The following is an 11384-nucleotide window of genomic DNA, read 5'->3' as shown; positions in this document are numbered from 1 at the left end:
GGGATGCGCATCTGGGGTTCAGGTGGTCGGGCAGCCTGCGGGAGTCGCCTGGGACGCGTCGCGGATCAGGGCCTGCTGGGCCGCCTTCACGCGCTGCACGTCGGGCTTCAGCACCCTGCGGTCGTACGTCAGCAGGCCGTTGAGCTCGCCCTCGACGTCGGAGATCTGGGTGTAGACCGCGCCGTTGCCGCCCTTGCAGGCCAGGGCGTGCACCTCGGCGAGTCGGGCCAGGTAGTCGTCGGTGTAGGTGGCCGGGTCGACATCGACGTACGACTGCTGAACGGACCAGGCATGCCCGGGGACCGCGAGGCCGAGGCCGCCGTACTCGCCGCTCACCAGGGCGCGTCGGCCGTCCGGACGGGGTGGCAGGGCGGGGCTCGGGTAACCGTGCTCATCCATGATGTCGCCGGTGCCGCCGTCGGCCCCCGAGGTTGAGCCCGGACATGGAGTTGACCAGCCGGGTCGGGTCCCATGCCTTCGCCTGGTCGGCGACGCGGGCCATGTCGAACTGGCCCCAGCCCTCGTTGAACGTGACCCACATGACGACCGACGGGCTGCTGATGTGCTCGTCGATCATCTGCTTCATCTCGCGCTCGCACTCGGCGCGGGCGTCGGCACTCGGGGTCACCCCGGCGGTCATCGCGGGCATGTCCTGCCAGACCATCAGGCCCAGCCGGTCTGCCCAGTAGAACCAGCGGTCGGGCTCGACCTTGATGTGCTTGCGCACGGCGTTGAAGCCGAGCTGCTTGTGCACCTTCAGGTCGTGGGCCAGGGCCTCGTCAGTCGGGGCCGTGTAGAGGCCGTCGGGCCAGAAGCCCTGGTCGAGGGTGGCCATCATGAAGACCGGTTTGCCGTTGAGCACCGTGCGCGGGACGCCGTTCACCTTCTCGACGGCGATCGAACGCATCCCGAAGTAGCTGCCGACGCGGTCGGCGCCGACGGTGACCTTCAGGTCGTAGAGGAACGGGTCGTCCGGCGACCACAGGTGCGGGTCGTGGATCGTCAGGGTGAGCGGGGCGCCGGTGCGGCCGCGGACCGTGGCGACCTTGCGCTGTCCGTCGTACGCGGTCGCGGTGATCGGCACGCCGTCGCGAACTCCCCACGCCTCGACGGTGAGTCGGCTGCCCGCGACGTCGGGGGTCAGCTTGAGGGAGTCGACGTGGTCGGTCGCCACCGGCTCCATCCACACCGTCTGCCAGATGCCCGAGGTCGGCGTGTACCAGATGCCGCCGGGGTCCAGGCGCTGCTTGCCGAGCGGCGGGTTCTCGCCGGCGGCCGCGTCGGTCGGGTCGTACACACCGACGATGAGCTCCTGGGTGCGGCCGGGTCTCAGGGCGTCGGTGATGTCGGCACTGAACTTGTCGTAGCCGCCCTGGTGTTGGGCCACTGCGGTGCCGTTGATGTACACCTCGGACCGCCAGTCGACGGCGCCGAAGTTGAGCCGCAGCCGCTTGCCGGAGCCGATCCTCCAGTCGGCGGGGACGGTGAACGTGCGGCGGTACCACATCCGGTCCTCGTGCCGTTCGAGGCCGGAGAGCTGGGACTCGACGGGGTACGGGACGAGGATGCGCTCGGCGAGGTTCCTGCCGACGGGCGGCCGCTCGCCCGCCGTGGCGGCGGCGAACTGCCAACGCCCGTTGAGGTTGCGCCAGTCGGGTCGGGTCAGCTGCGGGCGCGGGTACTCGGGGTGCGCGTTGTCCGGGCCCACCTGGTCGGCCCACTTCGTGCGCAGTTCGTACGTGGAGCGGTTGGGGCCGCTGCTCCAGAAACCCTTGACAACGTTGCCGTCGGTGCCGGTGAGGCCGCCGCTTCCGTCGTAGCGGACGTCGGCGGTGCCGTGTGCGGTGCCGGTCTTGTTGCCGACGACGGGTTCCTTGAGGGCTACGAGGAGGGAGCGTGGGTCGGCGGGGTCCCGTTTCGCCGTCCCCAGCGGCCACTTGGCGCCGCCGATCACCGCTTCGAGGTGGTCGGAGAGGCCGGCCGGGGGTGCGGCGAGGCGCCGGGCGAAGTCGAGCTTCAGGGTGCGGCCCGTGCCGAGGACGGTGGTGGCGATGGCACCGTCGTAGTCGAATCCGTCGGGCAGCCGGAACGCCGACTGCGGGACGGGCTCCTTGCTGCCGCCGGGCTCGGTCCAGCGCAGATGGAGGTTGGAGCCGCCGTAGTGCTCGAAGTACTCGACCCTGATGTCGTAGGCCTTGCCCGCGGTCAACTCGACGGGCTCACCGGTCTGTTCGCGGTCCCAGTCGTCCACCCAGTGGTCGATGACGGTCTTCCCGTCGACCCACAGCCGGAAGCCGTTGTCGCCGATGACCGAGAAGGTGTGGGGGCCGGACTTCTCCGGGACGATCTTCCCGGTCCAGCGGACGCTGACGTCGTCCGACTGCCCGGTGGCGAGGGCGAGCCTCGGTTCGAGGTTGTCGAAGTCGAGATTCGGATCGAAGCCGGTCGCCTTGAGCTGGTCGAAGTCGAAGGCGCCGGGCGCGGACTGGGTGTAGTACTCGCCCTTCAGACCGTGGACCTCCACCGGGTCGTCGGCCGCGGTCGCACAGGGCGCGGCGGCCAGCCCGGCCGCGCCGAGCGCCGCTGCGAGCAGGAGGGCGAGCCGGTCTCTGAGACGTCTGGTGTGCACGGAACCTCCCATAACAACGTTGTCATGGACAGCAGTTGGCATGACAACACGGATTCCGGATTGCGTCCAGGGACATGACAAAGGGACGGGACGTGACGAGCCGCGGCAGGAACCGGCGAGTGGCCGCGAGTGGCCCCCTCACCGCCACCGGCGAAGAATGGGGACGACACCCCTGTGTCGCGCGAGTCGGCTGCGACGGCACCCTCAGCAGAAAGGGGCGAGGGAGATGTCGAAGGTATCCAGGGAGACGGCCACCCAGGGCGGCGACTTCGGAATCGTTCTCGACCGGTCCGAGGAGTTGGACGACTACACGGTGGACTTCATCACCTTCCGCGAGAACGTCGATCACACGCTCCTGCTCAGGGGACTGCCCGACGACCGGTGCCAGTGCCCGCACTGGGGCTATGTCTTCAAGGGGCAGCTGATCTTCCACTACGCGGACCACGACGAGGTCTACGAGGAGGGCGACGCGTACTACGCACCGCCCGGACATGTCCCCGTGCGCACTGCGCCGGGCACCGAGGCCCTGCAGTTCAGCCCGACCAAGGACGTGCGGCCCACCAGCGAGGCCATCATGAAGAACTTCCGGGCGATGCAGGAGGCAGCCGGCTGACCGGCCCGTCGGCTACGACACCACCTGCCCCTTCCCCAGGGCGATCACCCCGCCCTTGGAGACGGTGTACAGCTCCGCGTCCCGGTCCGGGTTGACGCCGATCGTGGCGCCCGGCGGGACCTCGACGTTCTTGTCCAGGACCGCCCCGCGCACCACCGCGCCGCGGCCGATGTGGACGTTGTCGTGCAGGACGGAGCCCTGGACCACGGCGCCCGGGTCGACTCTGACGCCGGGGGACAGGATGGACCGGGTGACCTGGCCCCGGATGAGGCAGCCCGCGCTGATGATGGACTCACTGGCCATGCCGCCCGCGTTGAAACGGGCCGGGGAGAGCTGGTTGGCGTGGGTGTAGATGGGCCACTGGCGGTTGTAGAGGTTGAACGCCGGGCGCTCGGCGATCAGGTCCATGTGGGCGTCGTAGTACGCGTCGAGGGTGCCGACGTCACGCCAGTAGCCGCGGTCGCGGCTGGTCTCGCCGGGCACGTGGTTGGCGCTGAAGTCGTACAGCTGCGCCTCGCCGCGTTCGGTGAGCTGGGGCAGGATCGAGCCGCCCATGTCGTGCACGGAGTGCTCGTCCTCGGCGTCCCGCTGCAGGGCCTCGATGAGGGCCTTGGTGGTGAAGATGTAGTTGCCCATCGAGGCGAACACGCACTCCGGGTCGTCCGCCAGGCCGGGCGGGTCGGCCGGCTTCTCCAGGAAGCCATCGACCGTCAGCCCGTCCGAGCCCGGGGTGATCACGCCGAACTGCGAGGACTCGGTGCGCGGCACGCGGATCCCCGCGACCGTCACACCCGCGCCGCTCTCCATGTGCTGGGCCAGCATCTGGCTGGGGTCCATGCGGTACACGTGGTCGGCGCCGAAGACGACGACGTACTCGGGCGCCTCGTCGTGCACGAGGTTCAGGGACTGCAGGATGGCGTCGGCGCTGCCCAGGTACCAGCGCGGGCCGAGCCGCTGCTGTGCCGGGACCGGGGTGACGTAGTTGCCGAGCAGGCTGGACATCCGCCAGGTGGTGGTGATGTGCCGGTCCAGCGAGTGCGACTTGTACTGCGTGAGGACGCAGATGCGCAGGATGTCGCCGTTGACGAGGTTGGACAGGACGAAGTCGACAAGGCGGTACGTGCCGCCGAAGGTGACCGCTGGTTTCGCCCGGTCCGCGGTCAGGGGCATCAGGCGTTTGCCTTCTCCGCCCGCCAGTACGATCCCGAGCACCGAAGGTCCGCCACGACGCATGGCCGCTCCCCTCACCGTGGTTGATCCATGCCTGCCCCTGCACAGGGGGGTGTAAGCCTGTTCGAGGAACTCCCTGCCGCTGTGTTCCTTTCCAGTCCAGAGTGTTCTAGCCCAGTTTGAGGGTGTCCTTATAAAGACGGACCGTACGGCGGGCGACGGCGTCCCAGCCGAACTCCCCCACCGCGCGCTCCCGGCCGGCCTCGCCCATCCGGCGGGCAGCCTCCGGATCGCCGATCACCTGGTCCAGTGCCCGTGTGAGGCCCGCCTCGAAGTCGTCGTCCACGGCCACGAGCAGCCCCGTCTTGCCGTCGTCCACGACCTCGGGAATGCCGCCGACCTGGGAGGCGACGACGGGAGTCCCGCAGGCCATCGCCTCCAGGTTGACGATACCGAGGGGTTCGTACACCGACGGGCAGGCGAACGCGGCGGCGTGCGTGAGGAGCTGGATCACCTCGGGGCGCGGCAGCATCTGCGGGATCCAGTGCACGCCCTCACGCACACGGCTCAGCTCCTGGTAGAGCTCGCGGAACTCCCGGTCGATCTCCGGGGTGTCGGGCGCTCCCGCGCACAGCACGACCTGCGCGGCCGGATCGATGCCCCGCACGGCCCGTAGCAGGTGGGGCACGCCCTTCTGGCGGGTGATGCGGCCGACGAACAGGACGTACGGGCGCTTCCGGTCGAGGCCGAGGCGGTCCAGCACGTCGGTGCCGCTGTCGGGGCGGTAGAGGGTGGTGTCGATGCCGTTGTGCACGATGTGGACCTTGGCCGGATCCAGCGTCGGATAGCAGGTGAGGATGTCCTCGCGCATGGCGCCGGACACGGCGATCACGGCGTCGGCGGTCTCGATCGCGGTGCGCTCCGCCCAGCTGGAGAGGGCGTATCCGCCGCCGAGCTGCTCGGCCTTCCAGGGGCGCAGCGGCTCCAGGGAGTGCGCCGTCATCACGTGCGGTACGCCGTACAGCATCTTGGCGAGGTGGCCGCCGAGGTTGGCGTACCAGGTGTGGGAGTGCACGAGGTCGCGGCCTTCGAGCCCGGCGGCCATCGCGAGGTCGACGGAGAACGTGCGCAGCGCGTCGTTGGCGGTGTCCAGGGCGGCCCACGGTCGGTGGCGTATGACGCCCACCCCGCGGCCCTCGCCCCAGCAGTGCACTTCGAGGTCGACCAGGGACGTCAACTCCCGGGCGAGGAACTCGACATGAACACCCGCGCCGCCGTACACGTCCGGCGGGTACTCCCGGGTCAGCAGTCCCACTCGCACCCGCAACCCCCAGCTCTCGGCGACCGGTTCTCTCATGGTCACCCAGATGTGTCGTGCGCGGAAGAGCGCGGCGGTCGTGTGAAGCAACAGTCACCGCACAAGCCTCCGCCGGGCACCCGGTAGTAGAGGCAGCAGCTGCGGCGGCGGAAGGAGGTGCCGGTGAGCGTGCCGGTGCCGGACAGCAGGGGGTGCGCGAGGAGCTCGACGGTGAGGGAGCGGGTGTGCGCGGCGGCCCGCGGGTGTCCGTGGGCGCGGGCCCACTGGTCCAGTTGCCGGGCGGCGCCCGCCAGCGCGGATGCCGCGTTGCCCCGCAGCAGGCCGGGGGCGATGCGGTGGCGGGCGCGCAGGGCCGCCGCCAGCGGTTCGAGGTGGCCCTCCAGCACGACGTCCGCGACGGTCGCGGAGTCCGCGGGCAGCGGGCGGATCTCGGAGAGCCACAGGTCGTCGGGGGCGCCGGCGTCGGGGTCCCAGTGCACCAGCCCGGGGTCCAGGTCGGGAATGCCGCCGTAGAGGACGGCGCAGGCGAGCGTCACCGACCACAGCCGGGCAGCGAGCCCCTGCTGGGCCACGGAGGCAGCGACCCGCATCTCGGGAGCGCGGAGGGAATGCGCGACCTTTATGACCCGGAAAGTAATAGGATTTCTAAAAGCATCAGAAAACTGGTTTTCGTCCGCGTATGGCGCGTACGTCGTCTGCGTGTGTGTCGTGTACGCCGAGTCGGTGTACGCCGTGTACGCGGCCGCCAGCGTCGGCAGGGGCGCATGCGGTGCTCCGCCGGTGCGTAGTACGAAGAAGCCGCCGAGCGGTCCGAGGGCGGCGAGATCCTGATCGAGGTCCACGAGGAGCAGTAGTACCAAGGGCCCTAGGGGTTCCCATTGGGGGGCCTCCACCCCGTGTCGCCCACCTTGGGTAGGACGGCGCCCGATTCGTACTCCATCGGCAGTAGGACCCATTGCCTGCTCAGGGACGACGACGGGAACAGATCCACAAGGCATCGTGTTGCTTATGAAGGCCGACCGTTCGTCGCGCAGGGCGCACCGCCCCCGCCGCACGCAGAGGAGCAGCTCATGAGTGCCCTCGCGTTGTCCGTGCTGTTGTCGCTCGTCTCCGCCGTCGCCTACGCGGGCGGGGCGATCGTACAGGAGCACGTCGCGGTGTCCTCCCCGGACCAGGAGTACGCGCCGCTGCGCCGGCCGACCTGGTGGGCCGCGGTGGCGCTCAACGGCCTGGGCGGACTGCTGCACGTGGTGGCGCTGGCGTACGGCCCGCTGAGCCTGGTGCAGCCGCTGGGCGCGCTGACGATCGTGTTCGCCCTGCCGATGGCGGCGCTGTTCGTGGGCCGCAAGGCCGGCGCGACCGCCTGGCGGGGCGCGATCATGGCGACCGTGGGCCTCGCCGGTCTGCTGTCCCTGGTCGGCTCCTCCGAGTCACAGTCGCTGGACACGGCCCAGCGGGTCGGCGTGGCCGTGGTCTCCGGCGGCGTGGTCCTGACGCTGATGATCGCGGGCCGGGCAGCCCACCGGCACCCGGCGGTGCGCAGCATGCTGCTCGCGACCGGTTCCGGCATCGCGTTCGGTATGTCCTCGGTGTTCACGAAGACCGTCGCGGTCGACTGGACCGACGGCGTGTCCTCGACCGACCTGCCCTCCCTGGCCGTGATCGGCGTCTTCGCCACGGGCGGCATGCTGCTGTCCCAGGCCTCGTACCGGGGCGCCGGACTCACGGCTCCACTGGCCACCCTGACCGTCGTGAATCCGGTGGTGGCGGCCGCGGTCGGCATCACGATGTTCGGCGAGACCTTCCGCTACGGCACCACCGGCACCGCGCTCGCGCTGAGCTGCGGCGTGGTGGCGGCGGGTGGCCTGATCCTGCTGACGACGGAGCGCATGGCGCGCGCCGCCGTGCAGGCCGCCGCACCGGAGGAGCCGGCCGAGCCCGTCACCGGACCGACGCCCGTCGGGGAACTCGCCGGACCGACCCCCGTGGAGGAGCTGCTCGCCATGATCCCCGAGCAGCCGGCCACGGCCGCCCTGCGCGAGGAGGTCCTGGTCCCCGCGCAGGCGGGCCCCACGATCCTGGCGGTGGCCTACGACCCTTACGACCAGGACGACGCGGAGCCCACCGACCCGGCCAGGTATCGCTTCTACGGCCCCTTCTACGGCGGCTCGTACGTCCCGATGCCGGGTCACGACCGGCACCGGGAGCGCGTCAAATCCTGACGCCGCCGGCCCTGAGATAGGCCACAGGGTCGATGTCGGAACCAAAACCCGGCCCCGTCCGCACCTCGAAGTGCAGATGTGGGCCCGTCGCGTTGCCTGTGGAGCCGGAGCGGCCGATGCGCTGCCCGCTGCCCACGCCCTGCCCGGCCTTCACGGAGATCGCCGACAGATGGGCGTACTGGCTGTAGCGGCCGTCGGAGTGCCGTATCACCACCTGGTAGCCGTAGCTGCCGCCCCAGCCGGCGCTGACCACCCGTCCCGCCGCGACCGCCTTCACGGTGGTGCCGGTGGGCACCGGGAAGTCGACGCCGGTGTGGTAGCCCTTCGACCAGGAGGAGCCGGCCACGTGGTACGCGGTGCCGAGCGAGCCGTGGACCGGGGCGACGAGGGAGTGACTGCCGGTCGTGGACTTGTGCTCGGTGGCCGAAGAGGTTTTCTCCTCGGTGACCGAAGAGGCCTTCTCCGTCGAGGACTTGGAGTCGCCGCGGGTCGTTTCGTGGGCCTTCTGGTGCAGCTTCAGCCGCTGGCCCGGCAGGATCAGGTCGGGGTCCGCCCCGATCGTCCTGCGGTTCGCCGCGTACAGCTGCCGCCAGCCGCCTCGCACACGCTCGTTGTCGGCGATCTCGGAGAGGCTGTCACCGCGTACCACGGTGTACATCTCGGCCGCACCCGCCCGGGACTGGGGCGTGGTCTGCGGCTGTACGTCCCGCACCGAGGTCTTCTTGGCGGTGCTCCCGCCCTCGGAGGTGCCCCCGGCGGGACGGACGTCCGGGGTGCCGCCGCCCCGGGTCAGTCCGGCCTTCACCGAGCAGACCGGCCAGGCACGCGGCCCCTGCCCGTCCAGGACCTTCTCCGCGACGGCGATCTGCTGGTCCTTGGTGGCCAGATCCGCGCGCCGCGCGTACGCCGTGCCGCCGTACGCCTCCCAGGTCGACTGCGTGAACTGCAGTCCGCCGTAGAAGCCGTTGCCGGTGTTGATGCTCCAGTTGTCGGTCGACTCGCAGGCGGCGACCTTGTTCCAGGTGGACACGTCGGCCGCGTGGGCGGTGCCGGTGCCGATCAGCGGGATTGCCATGCCGGCGCCGCCGACCGTGATGGTGAGTGAGGCGCGGTTGATCCTTTTCGGCTGATACCGGCGGTGCCGGCCGCGTACGGCCATGAAGATCCCCCTCGACATGCGTCCGAGGGCCAAAAGTAAGCGCCCCGAACAGGCCATGACAAGACGGCAATCGGCCGCCCTGTCCCGCAAGCAACCAGGAATGCACGGGAGTTGCAGATCGGCTGAGGCGGGTGGGGCTCGTCGTGCGTATCTGCCTGCGGCACGTCGGGCACCCCGGACATGCGCTCGGCGAACCGGCAGGCAAGGATGGTCGGTGGGTCGATACTGACGGGCACGACCGGCACCACCGACACCGGATCCTTTAGGAGCCAAACCGTATGAGCACTTCAGCCCAGATCGGCGTCACGGGACTCGCGGTCATGGGCCGCAATCTCGCCCGCAACTTCGCGCGCAACGGCTACACGGTCGCGCTGCACAACCGGACGGCGGCGCGCACGCACGCCCTGGTGAAGGAGTTCGGGGACGAGGGCGACTTCATCGCGGCCGAGACCGCCAAGGAGTTCGTGGCGGCCCTGGAGCGGCCGCGGCGCCTGGTCATCATGGTCAAGGCCGGCGACCCGACCGACGCGGTGATCCAGGAGTTCGCCCCGCTCCTGGAGCCCGGCGACATGATCATCGACGGCGGCAACGCGCACTTCGCGGACACCCGGCGCCGCGAGCACGACCTGCGCGAGCAGGGCATCCACTTCGTCGGCATGGGTGTCTCCGGCGGCGAGGAGGGTGCGCTCAACGGCCCGAGCATCATGCCGGGCGGCCCCAAGGAGTCGTACGACTCCCTCGGCCCGATGCTGGAGAAGATCTCCGCGAAGGCGAAGGACGGCTCGCCGTGCGTGACGCACGTCGGCCCCGACGGTGCCGGGCACTTCGTGAAGATGGTCCACAACGGCATCGAGTACGCCGACATGCAGCTGATCGGCGAGGCCTACCAGTTGCTGCGGGACGTGGCCGGATACTCCCCCGCCCAGATCGCCGAGATCTTCCGTACCTGGAACACGGGTCGCCTCGACTCCTACCTGATCGAGATCACCGCCGAGGTGCTGTCCCACGTGGACGCGGCGACCGGCGAGCCGTTCGTGGACGTGGTGGTGGACCAGGCCGAGCAGAAGGGCACCGGCCGTTGGACCGTCCAGATCGCCCTCGACCTGGGCGTCCCGGTCTCCGGTATCGCGGAGGCGGTCTTCGCCCGGTCCCTGTCGGGTCACGCGGCGCTGCGCGAGGCGTCCCGCGGCCTGGCGGGCCCGACGGCGTCCCCGCTGTCCGAGGCCGAGGCGGGGGCCTTCGCCGACCGTGTCGAGCAGGCGCTGTACGCGTCGAAGATCGTCTCCTACACGCAGGGCTTCCACGAGATCCAGGCAGGCAGCGAGGAGTACGACTGGGACATCGACCTCGGCGCCGTCTCCTCCATCTGGCGCGGCGGCTGCATCATCCGCGCGGCCTTCCTGGACCGCATCCGCGCGGCCTACGACGCTCGCGCCGACCTGCCGAGCCTGCTGTCCGACGAGACGTTCGCCCAGGAGATCGCGGCCGCCCAGGACGACTGGCGTGAGGTCCTGGTCGCCGCCACCCGCCAGGGCGTCCCCACCCCCGGCTTCGCCGCGGCCCTCGCGTACTACGACGCCCTGCGCGCCGAGCGCCTGCCCGCGGCCCTGACCCAGGGGCAGCGGGACTTCTTCGGCGCGCACACGTACCGGCGCACGGACCGGGACGGCGCGTTCCACACGCTGTGGGGCGGGGACCGGTCGGAGGTGTCCGCCTAGTCCGCCCAGGACACGACACGGCCTCACCCGCCGAAGGAGCGGTCCGCAGGATGTCCGGCGGGCCGCTCCTCCCTGCGGCACTGGCCGGCGCACCCGTGGGGTGACGGCTCGGTGGTCCGCCGGGGCGGCGTGTCCCGCCCCGGCAGACGGCGCACACGCAGAAGCCACTGTGCGCGACGGGACGTGCCGGACAGCCGGAGACCGAAGTGGTTGTGCAGCCACGGCACGGAGAGGATCACGCCGAGGGCCATCGCGAGGATCACGGCGAAGAGCAGGACACCGCGGTGGTGTCACGCGCGCACTGCCGCGCGAACTGGTCCAACTGGCCGAACGTCCCCACGACCAGCACGGTGAGCGACAGGGGTAGCAGGCGGGCGCCGAACTCGTAGACCGCCCCGGCCACTTTGGTATGCAGTTTGTCCGTGCCGCACGGCCGGCGCGGCTGCATCCATGCCACCAGGTTGACCAGCAGGAAGGGCAGCACGAACAGCCACAGCGCACGCCACGCGCCGCCGATGGTCAGGCGCGTCCAGTCGTACGCCTCGCGCACGAGCT

At 70.5% G+C, this 11384-nt stretch carries 9 protein-coding genes and 1 pseudogene; 3 read left to right on the top strand and 7 right to left on the bottom strand.

From position 1 onward, the window contains the following. Nucleotides 1-18 precede the first annotated feature (18 nt). Nucleotides 19-2629 (bottom strand): annotated as a pseudogene (locus tag OG870_RS40280) (PA14 domain-containing protein). 226 nt (nt 2630-2855) lie between these two features. Here OG870_RS40280 and OG870_RS40275 point away from each other — a divergent pair. Beyond that, on the top strand, nt 2856-3242 hold the full coding sequence (locus tag OG870_RS40275) for a hypothetical protein (RefSeq protein WP_266529044.1): 387 nt from the start codon (nt 2856-2858) through the stop codon (nt 3240-3242). A 12-nt stretch (nt 3243-3254) separates the two neighbouring features. Here the strand turns inward: OG870_RS40275 and glgC are convergent, their stop codons facing one another. The 3 genes from glgC to OG870_RS40260 all read right to left on the bottom strand — a co-directional run bounded on the left by glgC (nt 3255) and on the right by OG870_RS40260 (nt 6590). Beyond that, nucleotides 3255-4475: a glucose-1-phosphate adenylyltransferase gene (gene glgC, locus OG870_RS40270; RefSeq protein WP_266529047.1), complete on the bottom strand. Its 1221-nt coding sequence runs from the start codon at nt 4473-4475 to the stop codon at nt 3255-3257. Between the two features lie 106 nt (nt 4476-4581). Next, a complete protein-coding gene (gene glgA / locus OG870_RS40265; protein ID WP_266592628.1) occupies nt 4582-5733 on the bottom strand; it encodes a glycogen synthase in 1152 nt (383 codons plus the stop codon). A gap of 38 nt (nt 5734-5771) precedes the next feature. After that, the gene (locus tag OG870_RS40260; RefSeq protein ID WP_266591906.1) at nt 5772-6590 is read right to left on the bottom strand and encodes a (2Fe-2S)-binding protein; all 819 of its coding nucleotides are present in this window, start codon (nt 6588-6590) and stop codon (nt 5772-5774) included. Nucleotides 6591-6800: 210 nt separating this feature from the next. On the opposite strand from OG870_RS40260, the gene OG870_RS40255 reads away from it, so the two are divergent. Next, nucleotides 6801-7952, top strand: a complete 1152-nt coding sequence (locus OG870_RS40255; protein ID WP_266591905.1) for a DMT family transporter — start codon at nt 6801-6803, stop codon at nt 7950-7952. Here OG870_RS40255 and OG870_RS40250 read toward each other — a convergent pair. Continuing rightward, a complete protein-coding gene (locus OG870_RS40250) occupies nt 7942-9111 on the bottom strand; it encodes a transglycosylase family protein (protein WP_266592626.1) in 1170 nt (389 codons plus the stop codon). The genes OG870_RS40255 and OG870_RS40250 overlap by 11 nt on opposite strands. Nucleotides 9112-9389: 278 nt before the next feature. Here OG870_RS40250 and gndA point away from each other — a divergent pair, with 278 nt between their 5' ends. Continuing rightward, nucleotides 9390-10829, top strand: a complete 1440-nt coding sequence (gene gndA, locus OG870_RS40245) for an NADP-dependent phosphogluconate dehydrogenase (RefSeq protein WP_266529054.1) — start codon at nt 9390-9392, stop codon at nt 10827-10829. A gap of 23 nt (nt 10830-10852) precedes the next feature. On the opposite strand, the gene OG870_RS40240 is transcribed toward gndA, so the two are convergent. Both OG870_RS40240 and OG870_RS40235 read right to left on the bottom strand, forming a co-directional pair. Beyond that, a complete protein-coding gene (locus tag OG870_RS40240) occupies nt 10853-11092 on the bottom strand; it encodes a hypothetical protein (protein ID WP_266529056.1) in 240 nt (79 codons plus the stop codon). After that, complete coding sequence (locus OG870_RS40235) at nt 11089-11379, bottom strand: hypothetical protein (RefSeq protein ID WP_266591904.1); 291 nt, start codon at nt 11377-11379, stop codon at nt 11089-11091. Before OG870_RS40235 ends, OG870_RS40240 begins: the two co-directional genes overlap by 4 nt. Nucleotides 11380-11384 lie beyond the last annotated feature (5 nt).

Origin of the sequence: Streptomyces sp. NBC_00461, from assembly GCF_036013935.1 — a bacterium.
In the GTDB taxonomy this organism is placed as follows: Bacteria; Actinomycetota; Actinomycetes; order Streptomycetales; family Streptomycetaceae; genus Streptomyces.
The sequence above is the reverse complement of the archived record's forward strand: the minus strand, read 5'-3'. Positions and strand labels throughout refer to the sequence as shown.

Coding starts and splice junctions, on each gene's coding strand:
- glgC (WP_266529047.1), bottom strand. CDS start 4,475: ATGCGTCGTGGCGGACCTTCGGTGCTCGGGATCGTACTGGCGGGCGGA.
- OG870_RS40250 (WP_266592626.1), bottom strand. CDS start 9,111: ATGGCCGTACGCGGCCGGCACCGCCGGTATCAGCCGAAAAGGATCAAC.
- gndA (WP_266529054.1), top strand. CDS start 9,390: ATGAGCACTTCAGCCCAGATCGGCGTCACGGGACTCGCGGTCATGGGC.
- OG870_RS40275 (WP_266529044.1), top strand. CDS start 2,856: ATGTCGAAGGTATCCAGGGAGACGGCCACCCAGGGCGGCGACTTCGGA.
- OG870_RS40255 (WP_266591905.1), top strand. CDS start 6,801: ATGAGTGCCCTCGCGTTGTCCGTGCTGTTGTCGCTCGTCTCCGCCGTC.